This is a genomic window from Vibrio sp. 10N.261.51.F11, assembly GCF_041471665.1.
GTDB classification, from domain to species: domain Bacteria; phylum Pseudomonadota; class Gammaproteobacteria; order Enterobacterales; family Vibrionaceae; genus Vibrio; species Vibrio crassostreae_C.
In genome coordinates this window covers 134091-158224 of sequence record NZ_JBFROW010000017.1, presented here as the reverse complement: position 1 = coordinate 158224, position 24134 = coordinate 134091, and the positions used below count along the sequence as shown (strand labels likewise).

Sequence of the window (24134 nt, the reverse complement as noted above, 5' to 3'; positions counted from 1 at the left end):
AACACCAGATTCCGCACAAACTTGTTACATCACAGAAACATAACCACAACCGGAGTGTGGTCACACAATTCGTTATACCCCATAGGTGGTAGGAATTCTTACTAGTACAGTATTTGCGTCATTATAATTAATAAAAACAAACACCTTATGCGCTCAACAATCACCTTTAAAATCCTAGTGGCCCTCGCCATCGTGTTCACCTTTTTGCTGGCAATATCGACCTATTTCCAATATTCGCAACAAAAGCAACTTGTAAACTCAGTGTTAAGTGAGCAGCTTCACGACAAAGCAAGTAACTACTTCGATAGCCTCAATATGATGATGCTCACCGGCACCATGGCACAAAAAGAGACCCTTCGTCAGAAAGCACTGGCTCAAGAAGGCATTGAAGACGTTCGTGTTTTACGCGCCGACGCTGTCAGCAAGTTATATGGCCCAGGTAATGACAACCAAACACCGGTTGACGATATTGATAAACGAGCGCTAGCGGGCGAAACCGTTATCGAACCTTTTTCTGCTGATTGGGGCAAAGGCTTGGTTATTGCTCTGCCAATGAAGTCGAGTGAAGATTACCGAGGAACCAATTGTGTCGCCTGTCATATGGCACCAGAAGGTGAAGTCTTGGGTGCGATTCGTCTCGAATATAACCTTAACCATGTTAACTCGCTGATTAACACTCAAACCATGGCTGCTATTGGCATTATGGCAGTGATCTCGTTTGCCGGATTTGTCCTTACGATGGGATTAATTCGTAAGATTATCGTGCGCCCGCTGCAACAGACTTCTCGCTTTATGACCCAAGTCAGCAACGATAAAAACCTATCCACTCGCCTGCCAGAACAAAGCAAGGATGAGATTGGCACGCTGGCTAACTCCATCAACTCGTTCATGGGAACCGTATACGACAGCTTAGAAAAGGTACAAAACACCTCGCACAAACTGAATGCGTCTGCCAACCAACTGACTAGTGTCGCGCAAATTACCGAGCAAGCCGCCAGTGACCAGCAAAGCGAAACCGCCGAAGTGCAACATAATGTCGAAGGAATACAGGCACAGCAAGTCAATGTAGAACAAGCGACTTTAACGGCTTCAGAGCTTATTAATCACACCGCCGATGTGGCATGTAAGAGTGCCAACCAAGCACACGACGCAAGCAGTGAGATAAAAAACCTCGTTAGCAGCATAGAAGAAGTGAAACACAAAATACTGACACTCAATGAGCAAACCGGAGAGGTCTCTTCAATATTGAGTGTGATTCGTGGCATTGCTGACCAAACCAATCTTCTGGCCTTGAATGCAGCGATTGAAGCAGCTCGTGCGGGAGAACAAGGTCGTGGGTTTGCGGTAGTGGCAGATGAAGTTCGCCACCTTGCATCGCGAACCGCAGAAGCAACAGGCAGCATTGAGTCAATCATTCATCAATTCCAGCAAGGCAGTGAAGAGTCGCTAACTTCTGCCGATCGCGTTTGCGAACAAGCTCATCAAAGCTCAACCGATATCGACGCACTTTCAATTGAAATGAATGGTGTGGTCGAAGAGATGAAACAAGTCTTGGCTCACGCACAGAATATTCAGCAGCAAACACAATCCACCACACAAGCGACTCAAGATGTTCAACAAAAGGTTGAGACCATCACCTCTCACGCCAACAACACGTCGCAATCTGCGGCTGAAACTCGCAACATCAGCAATGACTTAGAAGAGCTGTCTGATCACCTTGAGTCACTGATTAATCAGTTTACTTTGTCGAGTACAAAGAAGAAGTCATAGATCGCCAACAAAAAAGCGCTCAACAATGAGCGCTTTATCTTCATAGCAACGTCTAATTCAGGCTTTCAGGCTTTCAGGCTTTAAAAGAACCGTAAACCAAGATTAGTGCGTAATGGAAACCGCGGTTAAGTCTTTATGCTTGTGATACATCGCGTGTTTGACTATCAGGTTCGCACTCACGCTATCCATTCCTGACACTTCAACGTTAGCCCCTTTTTTACGGAACTTGAACACAACCTTATCAAGCGCCTCGACCGAGGTATTATCTAAGAATGACGCATCCGATATATCGATGGTCACTAAAGAGGTCGCGTTGTCATAATCAAATAAGTCGACAAACGCATCTGACGAAGCAAAGAAGACATGGCCTTTTACTCGGTGAATGGTGTGCATTTCGTTTGTCACGACTTCATCGGATATAAACACCATGGATTTGCTGGCATGTGCATAAAACAGAGCCGACAGCACCACGCCAACCGCAACACCTATTGCTAAATTATGAGTAAACACCACCACCGCCACGGTTGCTAGCATGGTTACATTGGTTGGCAGTGTGTGATCTTTAAGCTCAACAATGGAACGCCATGAGAATGTGCCGATAGAAACCATGATCATCACAGACACTAAAGCGGCCATCGGTATCAGCTTCAACCAATCAGAAACAAACACCACCATTAGCAACAAAACCACCCCAGCGATCATGCTGGACAATCGGGTTAAGCCACCTGATTTGATGTTAATGATCGACTGACCGATCATTGCGCAGCCCGCCATTCCACCAAAAAGGGAAGCCACGATGTTCGCAACGCCCTGCCCTTTACACTCATTGTTTTTATTGCTTTCAGTATCAGTCAGGTCATCGACTATGGTCGCTGTCATCAAGGATTCCAACAAGCCAACCAGAGACAGAGCAATCGAATATGGCAGGATGGTTGCAAGCGTCTCAAACGTGAATGGAATATTAGGAATCAAGAACACAGGCAGTGAATCGGGAAGCTTGCCCATATCGCCAATCGTTCTCACATCTAAGCCGAAGAGCAAACTAATGATTGTCAGGGTAACAATCGCGACCAGTGGAGAAGGTATTGCGCGACCAAACTTGGGGAAATAAGGAAGCAGATAAATGATCGCCAAACCCAAAGCGACTAACACGTAAACGCTTGAAGGGACGTTGATTAATTCAGGAAGTTGGGCCATGAAAATTAGAATGGCGAGCGCGTTAACAAATCCAGTAATCACCGATTTGGAAACGAAATTCATCAGGTTACCAAGCTTGAGATAACCAGCTGCGATCTGAATGACGCCAGCTAGAAATGAAGCGGCGAGTAGATATTCTAGTCCGTGCTCTCTCACTAAAGTGACCATTAGTAGCGCCATAGCGCCTGTTGCACCGGAAATCATTCCCGGACGACTGCCAACCAAAGCAGTGACGACACAAATACAGAACGAGGCATAGAGCCCTACTTTAGGGTCAACGCCTGCAATAATTGAAAATGCGATGGCTTCAGGGATCAATGCGAGTGCAACCACAATCCCAGATAATGAATCTCCTTTAACGTTTGATAACCAGTGTTTTTTTAAATAATTAAGCATGTAATTCTCTTTTACTTGTACAGCCAGTCCTGCCTTGTTGAGACATAATTTGATCGACTGTTTTTCTTGAATGAGCGAGCGCTCGAAAAGTGCGGGTGTAGAGAGAATGCAGGGGTTAAGGCGGCGTAATTAACACGTAGATATTAAACTCCTCTTGTACTTTAGTGGGAAATTAAGAAGGTGATCAAGTCCAAAATGACTGAATCCGCGCCAATATAGAGTGAGTCTCAACACAATCACACTCCCATTATTGAAAACAAAGGTTTCGATTACGCCATGCTCGTTCAGCAGCTCACATAGGGTGAAAGGTAAGGCTGACGCTAAGATCGAACAAAAAACACACCCTCAAACCTATTTATCGTCAGTAGACACAATATTTCTTTCACCAAGCAAGAATAAAGGTTGAAGCTGTCGGTATGACAGGTAATATGTTCAATCGATTTAAAAAGTTTATACAACTTGATGTTTCGGCTAATTATTGTGCAAATGTATATTTATTTGCAGCAATGCCAGAGACTTTGAGTTGAATTTGTCCCTCAATGGAGAATGAAATCAACATGACTTACGCGCCTGTAACAGACGTACTTGGCGGCAAGCTAGCGGTAGACAGTGAAGTAACTGTTCGCGGCTGGATCCGTTCACGTCGTGATTCCAAAGCTGGAATCTCTTTCCTTGCCATTTATGACGGCTCTTGTTTCGACCCGATTCAGGCCGTGGTTCCTAATAATCTTAATAATTACGAAAACGAAGTATTAAAGCTAACAACTGGCTGCTCTGTTGAAGTAACGGGTAAGATTGTTGAGTCTCCTGCGAAAGGTCAAGACTTCGAACTAGCAGCAACTGACGTTAAAGTTGTAGGCTGGGTTGAAGACGCTGACACTTACCCAATGGCTAAGACGCGTCACTCTATCGAGTACCTTCGTGAAGTTGCTCACCTACGTCCACGTACAAACGTGATTGGCGCAGTAGCACGTGTACGTAACTGTCTATCTCAAGCGATTCACCGTTTCTACCACGAGCAAGGTTTCTTCTGGACTTCTGCTCCGCTTATTACTGCATCTGATGCAGAAGGCGCTGGTGAAATGTTCCGTGTTTCTACGCTAGACATGGAAAACCTACCACGCACTGAAAAAGGCGACGTAGACTTCAACGAAGATTTTTTCGGTAAAGAGACGTTCCTAACAGTATCTGGCCAACTTAATGCTGAAGCTTATGCTTGTGCACTAAGCAAGGTTTACACGTTCGGTCCTACGTTCCGTGCTGAAAACTCAAACACAAGCCGCCACCTAGCTGAGTTCTGGATGGTTGAGCCTGAAGTTGCGTTTGCAGACCTTAACGATGTAGCGAAACTGGCTGAAGACATGCTTAAGTACGTTTTCGCTGCTGTTCTTGAAGAGCGCCGCGACGACCTTGAATTCTTCGCTTCTCGCATCGACAAGCAAGCAATTACTCGTCTAGAGCAATTCGTTGACGCTGACTTCGCACAAGTTGACTACACTGACGCAATCCAAATCCTACTAGACTCTGGTAAGAAATTTGAGTTTGACGTTGAGTGGGGCATCGACATGTCTTCTGAGCATGAGCGTTACCTAGCTGAAGAGCACTTCAAAGCACCTGTTATCGTTAAGAACTACCCGAAAGACATCAAAGCTTTCTACATGCGCTTAAACGACGACGGCAAAACAGTTGCAGCAATGGACGTACTTGCACCAGGCATCGGTGAAATCATCGGTGGTGCACAACGTGAAGAGCGTCTAGACATTCTAGACGAGCGTATGATTGCTATGGGTATCGACCCTGAGCACATGAGCTGGTACCGCGACCTACGTAAATACGGTACAGTGCCACACGCTGGTTTCGGTCTTGGTTTCGAGCGTCTAGTATCTTACGTAACAGGTATGGGTAACGTTCGTGACGTGATTCCATTCCCACGTACACCACGCTCTGCAAACTTCTAATTCGAAACCTATTCGATATTAAAAGTTAAGAACAAACAAAAACCTCCGCACTTGCGGAGGTTTTTTTATGTTCGGAATAAAACGAGTCCAGATGCTTCTGCGTGCCACTATCTGAGACTCATTATTTCAAAAGCTAATCCACATCTTGGTCGATAGCGTATTTTATTGCAAGACCGCAGATTGCCATCATAACGAATGGGATCGCGGCAGTGGTGTATTCCGCCCACGCCATATCAGCGAATGCTTTTGCCAGCAGTACGTGGCCGAGAATAAGCAGAAGCGCACACACAATAGCGACAATAATCAGCTTAACTTCATTTCCCATAGTCATTTTCAACATAACGGTATCTCCAATATTTGGTCTACCGTTATTGAATCACAACTCTTTGGTCAATTAGGCGTACAGTTACCCCACAAACAACCCGTACAGTTGGAATGATTGTCTTTTTTATGAGGGACTTAAGGTTTTACGAGTGCGTAAGTTGATGTGCCAGTTTGCCAAGCCAGATGAGCGCCTGTTCTTTCTCTTCTGTCAGTTCATAAGAGAAGTTCAATCGTATCGCGTTATCCACTCTGCCATGCTCACTAAACAGATCGCCAGATGCAACGCTAATGCCTTGCTCGATAGCCAGTTGATGAAACTGTTGGCTGTCGAATTTTTCAGAAAAGCGAATCCATATCAAGTAGCCACCAGCCGGCTCTTCAATCTCTATTGAATGCGGAAAGCACTGCTTAATGACATCGATAAATCGCTCTTTCCTGACGACAAGGTTTTTACGCAGTTTACGAAGGTGATTGTCGTAGCTTTCATGCGTTAAGAAATGAGCGACACCAAGTTGAACAGGAGCGCTACTCGATAACGTAGAAAGAAGCTGTAACTTTTGAATCGCGTCGTTAAAACGCGTGTTCACAACCCACCCTACTCGATAGCCAGGACACAAACTTTTTGAATACGACCCACAAAGCAAGACGGAATCGGTCTTATCGAAGGCCTTTAGTGGCTTCGGCTTATGCCCTTCGTAATAAAGATCGCCATACACGTCATCTTCAATAATGTAGGTTCCATGCTGTTCTGCAATCTCTACCACACGGCGCTTTGCCTGTTCCGACAAACTGGTTCCCGTTGGGTTTTGAAAAGTCGTCATCAGCCAACACGCTTTAACATCTTGGTTTTGTAGCGCGTTTTCAAACTGCTCTATATTCAACCCATTGATTGGGCAAACGTCCACTTCGATCGGGTTAAGCCCGAGCCTCTCGACAGCCTGCAGAGCACCATAGAATGCGGGAGACTCAATCACGACGTTATCACCCGACTTGGTGACCGTTTGCAGGCTCAAGTTGAGCGCCTCCATAGCACCCGACGTAATCACGATGTCTTGATGATTAACCGTGATCCCTTGCTGCAGATAACGCTGTGCGATTTGCCTTCTCAAGGACTCACTGCCCGGTGGTAAATTATTTATCACACTCGCGCCAGTCATCTTCCTACCCGCGCTGGCAAGGTTTCGAGTCAAGGTAGGTAACGGGAAAAGGTCGGGATCTGGGAATGCAGAGCCGAAAGGAATCACACCTTCGGCTGAACTCGACTTCAAGAAATCAAATAAGCGGTCATTAATGGCTTTCTTTTCACTAACGAGTGGCTGTGCGTAGTCAACGCCGTCCAGCCTTGGCGCTACAAAGTAGCCCGACTGAGGTTTAGCGATGATCCACCCTTCGCTTTCTAGCAACTGGTAGGCTTGTAAGACAGTACTATTGCTGACGTTGTAATTTCGACAACTCATGCGTACCGAAGGGATCTTCTCTCCGGATCGCCACGTATTGTTGGCTATCTGAGTTCGAATATCCTTTGCAAGCTCTTCATAACGCGCCATCTAATTGTACTACCTAGAGAAATTCTGTGAGCCGGTGATTTTATCACTTACGCCAACAACTATTGCTGCTATCCATATGATCGCACCTAATTTCCACAATAGTGTGAATTAATTCACAGATAACTTTGTAAGCTTTGCTAAGTTTGTACCCAAGGTAGGAGCTAAGTTGGCTTTCTACCTCAATAATTTGATGTAACCCAAAAACATGCGAGATAACAATGAAAAAAATAGAAGCAGACCAATTAAGTTATAAAGGAGAGTCAAACGGTGTTCACAGTTGGACAACACCGAGCGGTCAGCCATATTACTGGCACCCAGATTGGCTCCATATTGCTGAAGATGCGACAGGCTCACATCCAAAGCAAAAGATCGATGTCGAACAAGACCAAGCACCAACGGAAAAACACGCGGTGTCTGCTATTCTGAAACACATCAACCAATGGGCTGCAGACAAACTAGCGTCTCACCCTGAGATTGAAACCGGCTCAATCGAAGCTGAAATCAATCTCAAAAAGTAACGGGGTAAAGTAGATAGCAAACTCAATCACGCGCGATTCTAACCCAATACACAGACTGAATAGCCTCGAACCTCGACCGAGGCTATTCAAGTATCTTCATAAAAATGCTGCAATAACCCCCACCTAGCTAACAAATCTCTAACACAAACCAGTTTCTTGTATCAATCCACGAAAGCTATCGATAGAATCTCCGGTCTTATTCACGTCAGTTATGCTAATTATTCGCAATTCTAAAGTCGTGAATCAATGAATGCGTAAATCTAATAAGAATGAGAACAAAGGCTTACCGATGGATACTTCAAATTACAATCAATCGCTAACGACTAAGTTATACGTCATTGCTGGCGTGCTGTTTGGCACCTATGGCAGTCGGGTGTGCCCTATGCTCGATAGCTTAACGACGTTAGAGATTTTCACACAAGTCAGTATTGTGTTTATCTTATTATGGCTCGCACGTCGTTACCCATTGGCGCAACATACCTTGGTCAAGCAAGGCCGATTCACGCAACTCGATACCCTGCTATTTTTTGCTGCAAGTGTGCCTTTCGCGCTCTACTACAACTTAAGCTATGAATTCACCATAGATAGTAATTTGAAGGTGCTGTTTGGCATGAGTCTATTCGGCTTCTTTACCGGAACCATTCTTCAATTGAATGCCAAGCTCAGCCAAATGGATAAAATGGAGACGACTGGACAATTCGACTTCCAACTGGTTGGTGAAAGAAGTTCACTGGTCAAGCAGATGATAGGCTTGGTTATCGTGCTTCTGGTAACACTGACGACTATGTTGACGATGATTGCCGTTAAAGACATCTTCTGGCTAGAACACAACCCTGACCGCTTATTGGATGGCACCGGCAAGATCAGCGTGATCAAAGAGTTTATTTATTTGGCTGTGGTACTGGGTGGCTACGCGATAACCATCATGACGCTTTGGAGTAAGCTAATTAAGCGTATTCTCCTAAGCCAAGAGCACGCATTAAACAAAGTCACCAATGGCGAGCAAGGCGTTCGCTTACCTATTTTCGGCTACAACGAGCTTGGATCAATGGCATCTATGACCAATACCATGCTTGATAGCCTTGAAACCGCGCAAAACGAAGTGAAAACCACACGTGACGTGGCCATTGTGAGCTTATCGGCATTGGCTGAATCTCGAGACAATGAAACGGGCGCACATATCCTAAGAACTCAAGAGTACGTCAAGGTACTCGCACAAGAGCTCAGCAAATCAGAAACCCACTCAAGCTTGTTAACTCCAAACTACATCGAGTTGCTCTACAAATCTGCGCCTTTGCACGACGTGGGCAAAGTAGGTGTTCCTGATAGTGTGTTATTGAAGCCGGGCAAATTGACGGACGAAGAGTTTGAGATAATGAAAGGTCACCCCGCGATTGGGGCTGAAGCGTTATCTATTGCAGAAAAGCAGTTGGGAAGTAGCTCTTTCTTAAGAGTCGCAAAGGAGATATCTCTGACTCACCACGAGAAATGGAATGGCAGTGGTTATCCTAATCAGTTGTCTGGTGAAGATATCCCGTTATCTGGCCGTTTAATGGCATTAGCTGATGTTTATGATGCGCTCATCTCGAAGCGAGTCTACAAGCCACCCTTTACTCATGAACAAGCTAAACAGATCATCTTAGAGGGCAATGGGACGCATTTTGATCCGCAAGTTGTCCAAGCTTTTCTGGTCGTAGAACAAGCGTTTGTTTCAATTGCTGCGACCTACAAAGATGGCAAAAATGTAGCGAGTGAACTCGAGCGCGAAAGCTTTATTGCTCAACCAGCGTAATCTATTCAAAATCCACTAACTTCTTGCACCCTATAGGTTAATCCGTAGGGTGTTTTGTTATCAAATATCCTCTTTAGTCAATAAATCTGATTGAAATGGATTTTTTTTGGTCTTTCTGTTCACTTCGTATTGTCTTAAAAATTCCATACAGGTATAACTACCCATAGATACTATCCCCTCTCAATTGACATGGATGAAGATTATGTTTGAAAAAGTGTTAGCTGCTCCCGCCGATCCTATCCTCGGCCTTACTGAAGAGTTTAAAAAAGACTCTCGTGCAGAGAAAATCAACCTTGGCGTTGGCATCTACAAAAATGAAGATGGTCAAACACCAGTACTTAAAACAGTAAAGAAAGCAGAAGCTGCACTTCTTGAAAACGAAAAAACCAAATCTTACCTAACGATTGAAGGTACAGCTGAATACGGTCTAGCGGTTCAGAAACTTCTTTTCGGTTCAGACGCAGAGATCGTTGCATCTCAACGCGCTAAAACAGCACAAGCTCCAGGTGGTACAGGTGCACTTCGCGTAGCGGGTGAATTCATCAAGCGCCAACTGGGCGAAGTGAAAATCTGGATCAGTAACCCAACTTGGGCTAACCACAACGGCGTTTTCGCAGCTGCGGGTATCGAAACTGCTCAATACAGCTACTACAACGCTGAAACTAAAGACAAAGACTTCGCTGGCATGGTTGCTGACCTAGAGAAAGCTTCTGAAGGCGATATCGTTCTTCTTCACGGCTGCTGTCACAACCCAACAGGTATCGACCCAACAACTGAAGAGTGGGAAGTTCTTGCTAAACTGGTTGCTGAGAAGAAACTGCTTCCTCTATTCGATTTTGCTTACCAAGGTTTTGCAAAAGGCGTTGAAGAAGATGCTGCTGGCCTACGTATTTTTGCTCAATACAACAAAGAGATCCTTGTTGCTAGCTCGTTCTCTAAGAACTTCGGCTTGTACAACGAGCGTGTTGGTGCATTCACTCTGGTTGCTGAATCAGCAGACGTAGCAACGACAGCATTCTCTCAAGTTAAGAGCATTATCCGCTCTATCTACTCTAACCCACCAGCCCACGGCAGTGCTGTCGTTACTCACATCCTTGGTGATGCTGATCTACGTGCTGAATGGGAAGCAGAAGTGGCAGAAATGCGTGACCGTATCCAAGAGATGCGTGAACTATTCGTAACGACACTGAAATCAGAAGGTGTTGATGCAGACTTCACATTCATCGAACGTCAAAACGGCATGTTCTCGTTCTCAGGTCTAAGCAAAGAGCAAGTAACTCGCCTAAAAGACGAATTCGCAATCTACATTGTTGGTTCTGGCCGTATCAGTGTTGCTGGTATGACTAAGTCAAACATGGGTCCTCTATGTAAAGGTATCGCTGCGGTTCTTTAATCGAAAAGCGAAACCTGTATTTGCAGACCACAAGCTTGCACTTACAGACCAATAGATGTGTAAAAGCCAGCAATTAAGCTGGCTTTTTTGTGTCTCCACTTTCAGGTTTAGATACTTTGTAAGTTAATACTCTAGGAAAAATTCCACACCTAGCTCGTTAGTACGTTCGCTACGAATTTTACCTTCACCATCTCGATGTTGGTATGACCCACCAATCGCAAACTTGTTGGTCACTAGATAACGTAAACCTAAGTGATAGATCTGTTCATCAAACAGGTCACTTCGATTCACTTGCACACTCCCGTTAGCTATCCAACGTTTCGCAAATCCATAGTTAAGCTCAGCTTTTACCCCTTGGATGAACTCGGTGTCTGAAGATTCAGTTCGGTTGGTGTCATTATCTTCAACCTTACCTTTCGTGATACCAAGCAGGTAGTAAGCCACTATATCTAAATCTTTCTTAATGCTGTAACGGTAACCAACACCTGGCATCAGCGTATCAATTCGAGTTGTGGTGTCATCAGGGTGAATGAAGCGTGCGCTGTAGTCTCCCAGCAGCAACCAATCATCCGTCATCGCGTAACTGACGCCTAATCCATAAGACGAGGCATTGTTATTACTGCCTGCATCTTCATTTAAACTGCCCGAATGCGCCGTGGCATAAATATGGTCGTAATCTAAAATATCCACCGCGTTAGTGTCCGCCCACAAACTTGGAGAAAACATAAAAACCGCAGATACAAAACTAAGCTTCCACTTCGACATTCTTATCATCCTTAAACTGTCACTCCATTAATTGAAAGGTTAGTCTATCCATAAGACTTTAAAAAGGTTTTAGCTCACAGATTGATTTGTGACGGCAAAATATTATCAAATGTTGTACCATGAAATCATACAAACCAATGGATGATCATTATGGATGCTGAGTTATTAGAGATTCAAAACTTTCTGGCACAATACCCCCCTTTCACAGAACTCCCTGAGGAGATGTTGGCGAAAGTGACCAGTAGCGTGGAAATTTCTTATTACCGCCAAGATACCCCTATCATTCACTTTGGTGATCAAATTCATGACTTATACATCGTTCGAAGTGGCGAAGTCGAAGTCTACCGCCGTAAAGGCGAACTCTATAACCGCCTGGATGAAGGCCACTTGTTCGGTCAAATGGGCCTACTGACCAACAACAAGGTGCGTTTTCCAGTTAAAGCGACTGAAGACACCCTACTCTACTGTATTCCTGAGCCTATCTTCCAAGAGCTCTACGACAACTACGACTCCTTTGCCGATTTCGTAGAAGTAGAAGATAACGCGCGACTGCGCCAAGCCAACTCAGACAGCAACGACGCTAACGACTTAACGACATCCAAGGTTAAAACGCTGCTGACCAGCGAAGCACCAATGATCGAAAAAACGCGCACGATTCAGCAAGCTGCGACCATGATGGCACAGGATAATGTTTCCTCTTTGTTGATCATCGACCCAGAAATCGTTGAAGATGATGAAGATGACTCAACACCCGTGATTGGCATCATCACCGACCGAGATTTATGTACTCGCGTTTTAGCTGAAGGGCTTGACCCATCGGATGAAGTCTCTAGCGTAATGACACCTGAGGTTATCTCTCTCGATCACAATGCTTACGTATACGAAGCTATGATGACCATGCTTCGCTATAACGTGCATCATTTACCAGTGCTTAAAGATAAGAAGCCGATTGGTATTATCGAAGCGACCGATATTGTTCGTTATGAGTCTCAAAACTCGCTGTTATTGGTAAGTAGTATCTTCCAGCAACAAAGTATCGAAGATCTGAAGGTGCTTTCCGAGCAAGTAAAAGACAGCTTTGTGCGCTTAGTTAACGAAGATGCCAACGCCCACATGGTGGGTACTGCAATGTCGGTAATTGGTCGTAGCTTTAAGCAGCGAATTATCGAACTGGGCGAAGAGAAATTGGGCAAGTCGCCTATTCCTTACTGTTTCCTCGCACTGGGCTCTATGGGGCGTGATGAGCAGCTGCTGGTTACCGACCAAGATAACGCAATCATTCTTGATGATACCTACGACGAGAAAAAGCACGGTAAATACTTTGAGGAGCTGTCGACCTTTATTTGTGATGGCTTAGATCAGTGTGGCTATGTGTATTGTACTGGCGATATCATGGCGACTAACCCAACGTGGCGTATGACTCGTCGACAATGGGAAGAGTGCTTTGCCGATTGGATTGATGATCCAAACCCGAAAGCACTGTTAAATGCTTCAATCTTCTTCGACTTAGATGGCGTTTATGGTCGTCTAAAATGGGCCGAGCAATTGAACAGCTTTATTGTTCGACGCGCACGTAAGAACAATCGCTTCTTGGCGTGTCTTGCACGTAACGCACTCAACCGTACACCGCCGCTCGGTTTCTTCAAAGATTTCGTGATGGAGAAAGATGGCCGTCACAACAACTCTATCAACCTTAAGCGTCGTGGTACTGCGCCACTGGCCGATTTGATTCGTGTTCACTCGCTCGCGGTAGCGTCTCGCTCTAAGAACTCGTTCGAACGCTTAGATGACATTATCGACGCTGGTATTCTGCCAAAAGGCCGTGCTCAAGATTTGAAAGATGCGATGGAGTTTATCTCTCTGGTTCGTATTCGTCACCAAGCACACGATGTCGACAACAACATCGAGCCTGATAACAACATCGAGCCAGAGAACCTGTCTGACTTCGAACGACGTAACCTAAAGGATGCATTCCAAATATTAAGTAATGCGCAAAACTTCCTTAAGTTCCGTTATCAAGCCAGCAACAAGTTTAAGTAGGGCCTATGAACAAACTATTCAGATCACCTGCGGTCGATTGGCCATTTAAGTTTGCTCAGAAGCTAGAACGAGCGAGAGACGAGCGCTTAAAGCACTTTTATAGCCAGCCTCTTCCTGCGCCTGATACGCCACTTTCAGAAGTGATGTTCTTGGCTGTCGACTTTGAAACGACGGGGTTAAACCCAAACAAAGACGGCATCATTACCATTGGTTTAGTGCCATTTACGCTCAATCGTATCTACTTACGACAAGCCAAACACTGGACGCTGAGACCCAAACAGAAGTTGGAAGAAGAGTCTGTCGTGATTCATGGCATCACTCACAATGACATCATTGATGCGCCAGACCTTAACGAAGTGTTGGGAGAGATCTTAGAATCAATGGCGGGACATATCCCAGTGGTTCACTATCGTCGTATCGAACGTGACTTCTTAGATAACGCATTAAAAGTGAGGTTAGGTGAAGGCATTGAGTTCCCAGTCCTCGACACGCTGGAGATTGAATCTCAGATCCAAAATAAACTGGCTGGCGGCTTGTGGAATAAGCTAAAAGGTAAGAAGCCGGCTTCAGTGAGACTGGGTCAGAGTCGTCGTCGATACCACCTACCCGACTACACGCCACATCATGCATTAACTGATGCTATTGCGACCGCTGAGCTACTCCAAGCGCAAATTGCTCATCACTTTGACTCTGAGATGCCTCTGAAGAGTTTCTGGCTCTAGCTGAGTTACGTAAGCTAAATACAAACACAAAGCCCATCAACTTCCATTGGTCGGCTTTTTCATTTTTATCGTCTGTGTTTAAGCAACGGTTGGCCCGACTAAGCGCATTTCCCATAAGCGTTTAAACATATTATAACGTCACACCCCAGCAGTTCCGCTCTAATGGGCGTCGAAAATCGTGATCGCTATTTGTCAGCGTGATTGGCATTATTACTTCCCAACCACAGACAACGTTTGGTAATAAAGACGCTTTTGCTGATACATATTCTCATCAGCGACTGAGAACAATTGCTCAACGTCTGTTGAATCACTAGAGGCTGCACCAATCGAGAATCTGACAGGAATAGAGATACCCGCTTTAGTCTCGATTGCCTGTTGCTCCTGAGCAATGTACAACTGCTCAGTCATCTTTGCGACATTGAGCGAACTCGACTCACCAGACGTTAAGGTAAGCACCGCAAATTCATCTCCACCCAAACGGTATAGATTACTGGCAGGTGTCAATTCGTGGCTGATTACGTCTACGCAGCGCTGTATCAGCTCATCCCCGATCTCATGCCCATGAACATCATTGGTCGTTTTCAAGCCATTGATATCAATAATGATCAAAGAAATCTGATTTTGATTGTCGTTAATGCTGCGTTTACTGAATTCGAGATCTTCATTAAAAGCTTTACGATTCAAACAGCCAGTCGGCATGTTAATCCGTGTAATATTTTCGAGCTCTAGCCAACCAGCTAACTGTTTTTGGTACATGTCAAAAATCAGAAGATCTTCTTCACTGAGGACATCAAATGAACTTGAACAAAAATACCCGATCGCCGTCCCCTGTGAGTCACAGAGTATCAGGTCAGCCTCGCCAGTCCGGTTAAAATGAAACTGAATCGAATGTTGAACAAGTAATGTCTTTAACTCTTGATCGACCATTTGAGGAATCAACCGATATTCAGCCGCGTGTCTTGATGATGCAAACTGAACGATCTTCAAAATACGATGCTTCTGGGATTCTTCACGCGCGAGCGAATTAGTTAACTTGCTGGTTTTCTCTTCGACTAAGTCCTCTAGCTGAACATTAAATCTTTCGAGTTTATCGTTACTTTCGGTAAGCTCACGGACTTGGTATTGTATGCGACCCCACAAGGTTTCCAATAAACGACTCAGCGTGACGAACTCTGTAAAACGATGTTCATCCACACTATGAGTCGGTGACTGGTTGTGCGAATACGACGTAACAGATTCAGCCAACAAGTTTAACTGCCCTGAGAACCAGCGGCTTAGGAACAGAGCAAACACAATCGAGATGGCAAGCGTCGCCACCAATATTCTGACAAAGACCACCTGAGCTTGTTGCATCTCTAATAAACGCTCACTGTCGGAAATATGATGTTTGACGTTCAGTACCAATTTGTCGGTAAAGAATGTGCTGTCGATAGAGATAATGTTCGCACTTTGTTCAGAAGATTGAGCATCCGTTGAATCAATATAGTTAAACTCAACCGACTCATTTTGATAAAGGAAAGGCGTCACTTTAGTCTTAAGTCTGTCATACCCCATAAGAACCACAAGATAACCCTGCGGCGTGTATGTAGAACCTTCTATCAAACGATAAGGTAAAATCGGCGCGACAAAAGCGATACCTGCAGCGGCATTATCCGCCACTTCAGTTTCGGTAAACTCGGTGTGGAACAATTTCCCTTGCCCATAAACCGATTGAGGACGCTTCAAGCTTTCTAATAACTGGCTCTGCTCAAAATGGTACAAGCTGCCTTGGCTGTCATAAATGGGCTTCCAGTTTTGGTCCAGAATATAAGTCGCGGACACACTCTCCGCTAGCGCATTGAAGCTATCCATCTTGTCCCAAACAACACTCGAGAAAAAGATATTACCACCCGCTTTAATCAATGATCGGTCATGCGAATACCATTGAGTTAGGCTCGCCGTCAGCTTAATTTGCTCTTGTACGGTTTGACGAATACCGGTCGTAGAGTTGTCCAGCTTGGTTTCTTTTTGCTCTAAAGAACTTTGGTTTTGTTTATTGAGAATCAACTGTCCCGCTAGGTAAACAGGAAGCATTGAGCAAGCCAGCAACACCAAGCCCATGGTGTATTTTAATGATAGCTTCAATCTCTTACCCTCATATTCGCCGAGTAATATTGAACAAAATCATTGTAAAACTTATGCAGTTCACTCTTTGGCATCCCTGACTTGTAACGCTGATACGCCCGAGCCGATGCCTCCCAAACGATCGCCATCTTGTAGTCACTCGACATCATTTGCGATGCTTGAAACTCATCGTACATATTTGAAAGTGTCTGGTTACCTTCCTCAACACGGCGTTGATTAACCTCATAAAACGGCGAAACCATGGCACTCGAGTGAGCTAAATAGGTGAAACTGTTTGATTGCAGGTATTGAACGACTTCTTTCAAAGCCAATTTCTTATCTGGGTTTTGCATGCCTTTTTCCGTGAAAGCAAAAACCTTTGCGCCACTAAATGAAGACATACTTTCACCACGATAGGTCGGCAACGAATTGATGTACAAATCTCGACCAAAGGCGGCATCGAGTTCGCTGAACGCCCAATCACCGTCAATCAAAAACTCGACTTCCCCATTGATGAACCTCTGCCTCGCGCAAATATCGCTGCACGATGATTCGATGACTTTTTTCTGCTGCAACATGTCGATGAAATCAAAGATAGCAACTAACCCTTCACCATTAACATTCTTCGACGATAATAAGTCTTCAGAAAAAAGCTGATAGAAAGCTAGATAGAAGTACATGTTTGGATTGGGAAAAAGCACGCTCACTTGATCGGACTGAGCAGAGCGTTCAATTAGGCTCTCCCATGTCACGACTTGCGCTTGAGGCTTGCTCGAATACAGAACGACTTGGTTTCCAATACCAACCGGTAACGCCTTAAGCTCACCGCTGATGACCACTGCATCGAGCGCTTTTTTCTCATAGCGTTGGGTATCGACCCAAGCATCAGGAAGCGTCGCTAAATCGATATATTCAGTTAGACCTAAGAAGTCAGAAGGAACCCAGATGGCGTCGGGAAAGGTATTGTCTCTAGGATCAGCAACAAGCAGTTCAGAACGAATACTGTTGACGTCAAACGAACGAATTTCTACACGATGATCAGTCGTCGCTTCGATATGTTCTTTTACATAATCGGCCGTTTCATAATTAATACCAGCCCATATTTCAAGTGTGGACGAACAAGCAACGGCCGGAAATAGCATCGCAAATAGACTCAATAACCTCACACTTGGTTCCTTGTGGTAAAAATTAGACGTTGGATTTTAATCGCCCATCAATAAACCGGGCGATGCGGCTTATCGCTCACTGCTCATGATTAGAGACCTAGCTTTGGGCGACACGTTATATAGTAAAAAGTGCCTAAATAACAGTTGATACTCTCGCTTTAAGAGAAAGGTCTGCTCATTCTGATACATCCGTCATATCTCTGGATGACTGTCCTTACAATAAATCAACATACCATACCCTTTATTATTAACGACAAAAAAAATGCCGCAAAAGCGGCATCTATCTCGTTCGGTGCATTCGACACAATAAAAATCAAATAAGCAATTTATCAGTCAAAGCCCTATCATCGATTAAGCGTATTTCTCTTCGAAATCTTTCATGAAGCTAACCAGCGCTTGAACGCCTTCCAGAGACATTGCGTTGTAAAGTGAAGCTCTCATTCCACCTACTGCTCTATGCCCTTTCAGTGATTTCAGACCTGCAGCATCAGCCAATTCTAGGAACTTGCCATCTAACTCAGGTTTCGCCAGTTGGAACGGCACGTTCATTCTAGAACGGTTTGCAGTGTGAACATCGTTTTTGTAGAAAGCTGAGCTATCGATTGCATCGTAAAGCAGCGCTGCTTTCTTTTTGTTCACCAACTCCATCGCTTCAACGCCACCTTGAGCTTTCAGCCACTTGAACACAAGGCCTGATAGGTACCAAGCGTACGTTGGTGGTGTGTTGAACATTGAGTCTTTTTCAGCAAGTACTTTGTAGTTCAGAATACTCGGCAACACGTCGTTTGCGAGTTCGAGTAGATCATCACGTACGATTGCAATGCAGATACCCGCAGGGCCGATATTCTTTTGCGCGCCCGCGTAGATAACACCGTACTGAGACACATCAATCTTACGAGACAGAATGTTAGATGACATATCCGCTACGATTGGCTTATCCGTTTGAGGAAGCTCGCTGATTTCAATACCATCGATGGTTTCATTCGGACAGAAATGTACATACGCAGCTTCCGGGTCAATTTTCCAATCTTTAGCTGGAACAACCGCTGCTTTACCATCAATTGACGTCTTCGCGTTGAATACATCGATTTCGCAATATTTGCTCGCTTCAGTCACTGCACTTTCTGCCCAGTAACCCGCATCAATGTAAGTCGCTTTCGTCGCATCACCTAAAAGGTTTAGAGGAACAGCAGCGAATTGAGCACGAGCGCCCCCCTGACAGAAAAGAACTTTGTAGTTGTCTGGGATGTTCAGAAGATCACGTAGGTCCTGTTCGGACTCGTCAGCAACTTGAATAAATTCCTTGCTGCGATGGCTGATTTCCATCACGGAAGTCCCTAAACCATTCCAATCAATAAAGTCCGCTTGCGCTTGTTTCATTACCGGTTTAGGCAGTGCAGCTGGGCCAGCACTGAAGTTGAATACGTTATCTAATGTAAGTTCCATGGGGATGATTGCTCCTGCTAAATAATAACTATGCAAGTAATACCATGTTTTACCCAACATAAAAACAACAAAAGAGGTCTTAAGACCTCTTTTGTTTTGTACCGTATAAAATGTTTAAGCTTAACCTGCTAAATCACCCTATCAGTATTCACGCCTGCTCTGTTTATTGAACAAAAACCGGCATAAGTAGAGCGATTAATGGAATTTCTTGTCCATTTTCGAACACTAGGTTTCCATTTTCTAAGTCAGCGCTGATTTCATAACCACTGTCTGTTTCCTTGATCATTTCCATCACAAGCAATTCATCGATACCTTCACGGATGAATGGATACTCTTCAACAAGTTCATTTGAGAAGCTAGAGTGAACGTTGCCCGTTAATGCAGGCATGATCATCGAAGGGTTGCTGCTGATGTTTTCGGTCCCTTCCGGCACGCTCACCAACCACTTAGATTCGAACTGTCCCTTACCTAACTCTAACGACATGTTGTTCATTGAAAGGTCGAAACCTTTAGCAAACAGGATATCGATAAATGGAATGATCTCTGCAACGTCTTCTTGCGTCATCACAGGATTAGATTGGTAAATCTCAAAGATTTTCTCAAACGACTCGCTATCCAACTTCGACATTTCAAAATCGACGTTTAGGTTGTTCAACTGGCCTTCACTGGTCTCGATGTTTGCGATATCCAGCTTGAGGTTGCTGCGCAGACGCTTAGTAGCTTCATCTAGATGTGATTCAAAATCGTACTTAGAGTTTTCAATGGTCATGAAAGGCTGCATTGCAGAGTCTGAAACCAAGAAGCTATCGATAGTAAAATTCTGAGTACCTAACCAGTAGCCTTTCGCTTGTTGGCCTGAACCCACACCTTTCAGATTAGACAGCGTTACCTCTTCACCGGTTTCAAAATCAATTTGAACTGAAGGGATTGAAAGCTCGTAATCAACTTGGCCTAAAACAGTCGCATGGCCAGAAAGATTCGATTTAGTGATCGAGACCGAAGTCCCATTCTCATCAGAACCTTGGTGATTGAACTGGCTTAACTCAAAGTTAAAGTCAGTGTTGCCGTTTAGCTCAGTACTAGTGGTCAGAGTTAAAGGCAGAATATCGGTATTCTCAAACGTCGACAGTGCATTTAGACTCACCAAACCATGGCTAACCGCACTATTTATGACAAACTCACTCGGCAACCCATCAATCGCAAGTTGCTCTTTCAGGTTTTCATCCGTCACAGTTAAACGAGTGGTTACGTTGGAAGACAAGTAACCTCTATCGTATTCCACGATCTCAGCTTGAATGCTTGAATTGTTAAGCTTTGCAACGCCATCGGTAATCGCATTTTGTCCAATTTGCCCAACCGCTAGCGGCCAACAAAGTGCCAGTGAGATTGCTCCGCCAATAGCACCAATTTTTCTTAACTGTTCCATGAGTTCTCTTTCTACACGTGTCTATTTTTTTTAGTCTAACCCATCAGTAGCAAACAAGAAACATTGAGTTAAATCAGTCTATTGCTCGATACTTCGATTGCCTCAATAAATTAACGGCTAGCTCTCATCCTTATTCGGCGGTTCTTGCTAGGCTAAAGACGTCGCTACTATTAAGGTTGAGCTGTGAATCAATACGCTGTTATCTGTTTGGACAATAATCCGGTTAGCATTGAAAGAATACGTTCGGAGCTGGCTCCGTTGGCTTCTGTATTCGATATTTATACTGCCGAGAACATAGAAGACGCACATCACGCATTAGAAGATATTCATGATCACAACCAAACCGTTGCCTTGGTGATCACTCATCATCATTCTGAATTTAATGGCGTGCAATTCCTGATTGAACTTCAACAGCTGCCCCATAGTAATACCGCAAGAACGATATTAGTCAGCGCTTCGTCAGACATTCAATCCATTTTAACCGCTGTGAATGAAGGTAGGCTCAACCACTGTTTAACCAAACCGGTTCAAGATCAGGTTCTGTTCAAATCAGCGCAAAAAGAGCTGACCTCTTTTGTTATCCAATACGACTCAGAAAACCTGCTCTCTTACAGCGATGCATTGGATCAACAACGCTTACTCAGAGCGCACATTGAGCAAAAGATTCACTCTTTCCAATCGGGTTTCATTCACGACTACCACCAGCTTTCTGATAATGCCCTTGCAGAACGTGTCGTCAGTGCCTTACAAGATGTGTTTTCAAAAGATGACAAAACTAAGGCCATTCGTGACTATTCCCCCGAGCATCTACTCACTGTGGAAGGCGAAGACAATCGCTTTTTATGGCTGATCATTGAGGGTGAAGCAGCTCTTTATAAGAAAGATGAACTTGGGCAACAGCGGGAAGTGGTACGTCACTCCAAAGGGAACATTGTTGGCGGGATGTCATTTGTAACAGGCGAGCCTTCGTTTTCTACGGCGATCACCCTAACGCAGACTCGCGTTATCAAACTGGATAAAGATAGCTTTGCTCAGGTGATGCATTCAAACAATACCCTGCTGCCTTTATTTACCAATCTATTGCTCCGTCATTTTAATCGACGTTTGCAACGCAGCATCACCAATAAGATCAAACTGCAGCAGACACTAGAATCATTAGAGTCTGCACATCAGCAACTGATCGAAAAAGAGAAAATGGCGATGCTCGGGCAGCTTGTCGCGGGAGTCGCACATGAGCTGAATAACCCGATTGCTGCCATATTAAGAAGCATCGAAACTCTGTCAGACCATCTCGACCAAATATTGGCAAACCTATCCGTTCCAGAGTCCAATAAAGGGACTGACGTACTGGCACATTCAAAGTTAGCTAAGCCACTATCAACAGCCCAAGAAAGACAGCTCGTAAAGCATCTTACGTCGACGATTAATGACCGTGCTTTAGCAAAAAAAGCCGTGAGACTAAACCTAAGCCAAGACTCTACGGTTCTAAACACATTAAAGGCGTCCCCTGTCGCAGGCAAAGAGCTGCTCAATGACTTAGAGCATTACCATTATGTTGGAAACTCTATCCGCTCAATTCAAGTGTGCAGCAAGCGTATTGCCGATATGGTCAAAAGCTTAAAAAGCTATGCTAGAGAAGATGAAGAAGTTCGCCACTACACAGATATCCACGAAGGGCTTGAAGATACCTTAGTGATCTTCGAAAACAGGCTTAAACACCACCAACTCGAAAAGCATTACGATACCGACTTACCGCCTTTATTGTGCCAGTCGCTCTCGCTGCAACAAGTGTGGACCAACCTTATCTCCAATGCGCTCGATGCCCTATCTGAACGAGGAAAAGTGACCATCACCACTTCTCAACAGACAAAAGGCGACGACGCGTTTCTTGTGGTGCAAATCTCCGATACTGGCCACGGCATTGCCAAAGAAGACATCAACACCATTTTCAACCCAAATTTCACGACTAAAAAAGAAGGCAACTTTGGTTTAGGGATTGGGTTATCCATTTCTCAACAAATCGTTTCGGCTCATCAAGGGTTTATTTTGGTGGAGTCAGAGGTAGGCAGCCATACAAACATGCAAGTGTGGCTTCCATTCAAACAAGAAGGAGCACCTCATGAATAAGTACCTAATTTTATGTGTCGATGATGAACCTGAAGTTCTCAATAGTGTCCTTCAGGACTTGGCGATATTTGAAGAGAACTTTCTGGTTGAAGGTGCTGAGTCGGTCGATGAAGCCAAGCAAGTCATCAAAGAAATGGGACAAGATGGTATTAAGCTCGCGTTAATCTTATGCGACCACATCATGCCAGAAGAAACCGGCATTGATTTTCTGATCGAACTCAACCAACACGACGCGACGAAACCAACACGTAAGCTGCTGCTCACAGGGCAAGCTGGGCTGGAAGATACCGTCACGGCCATTAACAACGCTGCACTTGATTTCTATATTTCAAAACCTTGGCAAGGCGATCAACTGAGAGACACGATTACTCAACAATTGACTGACTATGTCATTGCCAACGACAAGCAATTGCTAAACTGGACTTCCATCTTAGATACCGAGCGCATACTGACTTCAATGGCGGATAAACGCACCAGTTTTGGTGAATAGCACTGATTGGTTAATGGATACTGAGAATAGCGTCATCCGATATAAAAACCTTCCGAATGTATACAAATTTTGGATAATTCGCTCGTCTATTTTTCTCATTCGCCCTAAACATGAGATCTCCGTTACATACTGATCCTTAATTTGCTTGTTTTTAACTAAATGAGTAAGGTTTTACATTTTAAAGGATTACTTTTCCGTGAGTTAGATTAAACTGTCTCAATGTTTATGGTTTGCCGATTTGTCTCAAACCAAAGGAATTAACACTAATATAGGTTTACGGTCGTTATGCGCAAAATTCTACTTACTACCGCTATGCTATTGGCTTCTGGTCAAGCACTAGCTGTTGATGAACAACCACAGGTAATGAGCAACTTTAACTATGATTACTTTGAAGCACGTATCGGTGCTAGCCCAGTAACATTTGGTGGTGCGTTCAGTAAGTCCATTCACCCGAACGCTCACGCTATAGCACGTATCGATTCAGAATTTGAAAGCGATTACGACTCAGCTGTAGGTCTTGGTTTCCACGCTCCATTAAACAACTGGGCAGACCTAACAGGTGAAATGCTAGCTCGTATCGTTCAACCTGAGAACTCAAGCTCTACTGATATCGGTATGGAAATCAACATTGGTGTTCGCCAATGGCTTGGTCCACAACTAGAAGTTGGTGGTAAAGGTGGTTACGTTTCTATCGATGACAACGATGATTGGACAGGTTCTGTTTACGCGCGTTTCCACTCTACAGAGCTTTTCTCTTTAGGTGCTGAAGCTCGTATTAACGACTTCTACGGTGACCAACTTATGTTCACTGCTCGCTTCAAGTACTAATACTTAAAGCTCAAGCCCTAGCAAATAAGCTCTCTATGAGCACTTAGCCTTTTGATACTTAGTCTTTTAAGAAATCCGGCTAAGACAGAAACAAAAAAACCGAGGACATTCCTCGGTTTTTATTTA

The 24134-nt window shown here is 44.4% G+C and carries 18 protein-coding genes; 10 read left to right on the top strand and 8 right to left on the bottom strand.

Annotated elements, in window-relative coordinates:
• Nucleotides 1-147 precede the first annotated feature (147 nt).
• Nucleotides 148-1770 (top strand): methyl-accepting chemotaxis protein, encoded by a 1623-nt coding sequence (locus tag AB4351_RS06425; RefSeq protein ID WP_372055809.1) that lies wholly within the window; start codon nucleotides 148-150, stop codon nucleotides 1768-1770.
• Between the two features lie 102 nt (nucleotides 1771-1872).
• Here AB4351_RS06425 and AB4351_RS06420 read toward each other — a convergent pair whose 3' ends face one another.
• The gene (locus AB4351_RS06420) at nucleotides 1873-3363 is read right to left on the bottom strand and encodes a SulP family inorganic anion transporter (protein WP_372083116.1); all 1491 of its coding nucleotides are present in this window, start codon (nucleotides 3361-3363) and stop codon (nucleotides 1873-1875) included.
• A gap of 557 nt (nucleotides 3364-3920) precedes the next feature.
• Here AB4351_RS06420 and asnS point away from each other — a divergent pair.
• Nucleotides 3921-5321 carry an asparagine--tRNA ligase gene (gene asnS / locus AB4351_RS06415; protein WP_017060416.1) on the top strand — a complete coding sequence of 467 codons (1401 nt, stop codon included), beginning with the start codon at nucleotides 3921-3923 and terminating at the stop codon, nucleotides 5319-5321.
• A gap of 133 nt (nucleotides 5322-5454) precedes the next feature.
• On the opposite strand, the gene AB4351_RS06410 is transcribed toward asnS, so the two are convergent.
• Both AB4351_RS06410 and AB4351_RS06405 read right to left on the bottom strand, forming a co-directional pair.
• Nucleotides 5455-5661 (bottom strand): hypothetical protein, encoded by a 207-nt coding sequence (locus tag AB4351_RS06410; protein ID WP_004734707.1) that lies wholly within the window; start codon nucleotides 5659-5661, stop codon nucleotides 5455-5457.
• A gap of 127 nt (nucleotides 5662-5788) precedes the next feature.
• Complete coding sequence (locus AB4351_RS06405; RefSeq protein WP_372083115.1) at nucleotides 5789-7192, bottom strand: PLP-dependent aminotransferase family protein; 1404 nt, start codon at nucleotides 7190-7192, stop codon at nucleotides 5789-5791.
• A 218-nt stretch (nucleotides 7193-7410) separates the two neighbouring features.
• Here AB4351_RS06405 and AB4351_RS06400 point away from each other — a divergent pair, with 218 nt between their 5' ends.
• The 3 genes from AB4351_RS06400 to AB4351_RS06390 all read left to right on the top strand — a co-directional run bounded on the left by AB4351_RS06400 (nucleotide 7411) and on the right by AB4351_RS06390 (nucleotide 10895).
• Nucleotides 7411-7710 carry a hypothetical protein gene (locus AB4351_RS06400; RefSeq protein WP_017060414.1) on the top strand — a complete coding sequence of 100 codons (300 nt, stop codon included), beginning with the start codon at nucleotides 7411-7413 and terminating at the stop codon, nucleotides 7708-7710.
• A gap of 250 nt (nucleotides 7711-7960) precedes the next feature.
• Nucleotides 7961-9502, top strand: coding sequence for an HD-GYP domain-containing protein (locus AB4351_RS06395; RefSeq protein WP_017071957.1), 1542 nt, complete (start codon nucleotides 7961-7963; stop codon nucleotides 9500-9502).
• A 202-nt stretch (nucleotides 9503-9704) separates the two neighbouring features.
• On the top strand, nucleotides 9705-10895 hold the full coding sequence (locus tag AB4351_RS06390) for an amino acid aminotransferase (RefSeq protein WP_017065416.1): 1191 nt from the start codon (nucleotides 9705-9707) through the stop codon (nucleotides 10893-10895).
• Between the two features lie 123 nt (nucleotides 10896-11018).
• On the opposite strand, the gene AB4351_RS06385 is transcribed toward AB4351_RS06390, so the two are convergent.
• Nucleotides 11019-11660, bottom strand: a complete 642-nt coding sequence (locus tag AB4351_RS06385) for an outer membrane beta-barrel protein (RefSeq protein ID WP_102333202.1) — start codon at nucleotides 11658-11660, stop codon at nucleotides 11019-11021.
• Between the two features lie 150 nt (nucleotides 11661-11810).
• Between AB4351_RS06385 and AB4351_RS06380 the strand changes: the two genes are divergently transcribed.
• Both AB4351_RS06380 and AB4351_RS06375 read left to right on the top strand, forming a co-directional pair.
• A complete protein-coding gene (locus tag AB4351_RS06380) occupies nucleotides 11811-13700 on the top strand; it encodes a DUF294 nucleotidyltransferase-like domain-containing protein (RefSeq protein WP_017060410.1) in 1890 nt (629 codons plus the stop codon).
• Between the two features lie 5 nt (nucleotides 13701-13705).
• Nucleotides 13706-14422, top strand: a complete 717-nt coding sequence (locus AB4351_RS06375) for a 3'-5' exonuclease (RefSeq protein WP_372104083.1) — start codon at nucleotides 13706-13708, stop codon at nucleotides 14420-14422.
• Between the two features lie 210 nt (nucleotides 14423-14632).
• On the opposite strand, the gene AB4351_RS06370 is transcribed toward AB4351_RS06375, so the two are convergent.
• The 4 genes from AB4351_RS06370 to AB4351_RS06355 form a co-directional block, all read right to left on the bottom strand.
• Nucleotides 14633-16522, bottom strand: a complete 1890-nt coding sequence (locus AB4351_RS06370) for a GGDEF domain-containing protein (protein ID WP_372125392.1) — start codon at nucleotides 16520-16522, stop codon at nucleotides 14633-14635.
• Nucleotides 16523-16542: 20 nt separating this feature from the next.
• On the bottom strand, nucleotides 16543-17691 hold the full coding sequence (locus AB4351_RS06365; RefSeq protein WP_372125378.1) for an extracellular solute-binding protein: 1149 nt from the start codon (nucleotides 17689-17691) through the stop codon (nucleotides 16543-16545).
• A gap of 351 nt (nucleotides 17692-18042) precedes the next feature.
• Nucleotides 18043-19137, bottom strand: a complete 1095-nt coding sequence (gene serC / locus AB4351_RS06360) for a 3-phosphoserine/phosphohydroxythreonine transaminase (RefSeq protein ID WP_372125376.1) — start codon at nucleotides 19135-19137, stop codon at nucleotides 18043-18045.
• Between the two features lie 163 nt (nucleotides 19138-19300).
• Nucleotides 19301-20563 (bottom strand): DUF945 family protein, encoded by a 1263-nt coding sequence (locus AB4351_RS06355; RefSeq protein ID WP_017060405.1) that lies wholly within the window; start codon nucleotides 20561-20563, stop codon nucleotides 19301-19303.
• Between the two features lie 183 nt (nucleotides 20564-20746).
• On the opposite strand from AB4351_RS06355, the gene AB4351_RS06350 reads away from it, so the two are divergent.
• From AB4351_RS06350 to AB4351_RS06340, 3 genes are all read left to right on the top strand, one after another.
• Nucleotides 20747-22690 (top strand): ATP-binding protein, encoded by a 1944-nt coding sequence (locus tag AB4351_RS06350; RefSeq protein ID WP_017060404.1) that lies wholly within the window; start codon nucleotides 20747-20749, stop codon nucleotides 22688-22690.
• Nucleotides 22683-23180 carry a response regulator gene (locus AB4351_RS06345; RefSeq protein ID WP_017065410.1) on the top strand — a complete coding sequence of 166 codons (498 nt, stop codon included), beginning with the start codon at nucleotides 22683-22685 and terminating at the stop codon, nucleotides 23178-23180. Before AB4351_RS06350 ends, AB4351_RS06345 begins: the two co-directional genes overlap by 8 nt.
• Before the next feature lie 285 nt (nucleotides 23181-23465).
• The gene (locus tag AB4351_RS06340; RefSeq protein ID WP_017065409.1) at nucleotides 23466-24008 is read left to right on the top strand and encodes a hypothetical protein; all 543 of its coding nucleotides are present in this window, start codon (nucleotides 23466-23468) and stop codon (nucleotides 24006-24008) included.
• The last annotated feature ends 126 nt before the right edge of the window (nucleotides 24009-24134 follow it).

Coding starts and splice junctions, on each gene's coding strand:
- AB4351_RS06370 (WP_372125392.1), bottom strand. CDS start 16,522: ATGGGCTTGGTGTTGCTGGCTTGCTCAATGCTTCCTGTTTACCTAGCG.
- AB4351_RS06405 (WP_372083115.1), bottom strand. CDS start 7,192: ATGGCGCGTTATGAAGAGCTTGCAAAGGATATTCGAACTCAGATAGCC.
- AB4351_RS06400 (WP_017060414.1), top strand. CDS start 7,411: ATGAAAAAAATAGAAGCAGACCAATTAAGTTATAAAGGAGAGTCAAAC.
- AB4351_RS06425 (WP_372055809.1), top strand. CDS start 148: ATGCGCTCAACAATCACCTTTAAAATCCTAGTGGCCCTCGCCATCGTG.
- AB4351_RS06390 (WP_017065416.1), top strand. CDS start 9,705: ATGTTTGAAAAAGTGTTAGCTGCTCCCGCCGATCCTATCCTCGGCCTT.
- asnS (WP_017060416.1), top strand. CDS start 3,921: ATGACTTACGCGCCTGTAACAGACGTACTTGGCGGCAAGCTAGCGGTA.
- AB4351_RS06345 (WP_017065410.1), top strand. CDS start 22,683: ATGAATAAGTACCTAATTTTATGTGTCGATGATGAACCTGAAGTTCTC.
- AB4351_RS06410 (WP_004734707.1), bottom strand. CDS start 5,661: ATGTTGAAAATGACTATGGGAAATGAAGTTAAGCTGATTATTGTCGCT.
- AB4351_RS06395 (WP_017071957.1), top strand. CDS start 7,961: ATGCGTAAATCTAATAAGAATGAGAACAAAGGCTTACCGATGGATACT.
- AB4351_RS06385 (WP_102333202.1), bottom strand. CDS start 11,660: ATGTCGAAGTGGAAGCTTAGTTTTGTATCTGCGGTTTTTATGTTTTCT.
- AB4351_RS06355 (WP_017060405.1), bottom strand. CDS start 20,563: ATGGAACAGTTAAGAAAAATTGGTGCTATTGGCGGAGCAATCTCACTG.
- AB4351_RS06380 (WP_017060410.1), top strand. CDS start 11,811: ATGGATGCTGAGTTATTAGAGATTCAAAACTTTCTGGCACAATACCCC.
- AB4351_RS06420 (WP_372083116.1), bottom strand. CDS start 3,363: ATGCTTAATTATTTAAAAAAACACTGGTTATCAAACGTTAAAGGAGAT.
- AB4351_RS06340 (WP_017065409.1), top strand. CDS start 23,466: ATGCGCAAAATTCTACTTACTACCGCTATGCTATTGGCTTCTGGTCAA.
- AB4351_RS06375 (WP_372104083.1), top strand. CDS start 13,706: ATGAACAAACTATTCAGATCACCTGCGGTCGATTGGCCATTTAAGTTT.
- serC (WP_372125376.1), bottom strand. CDS start 19,137: ATGGAACTTACATTAGATAACGTATTCAACTTCAGTGCTGGCCCAGCT.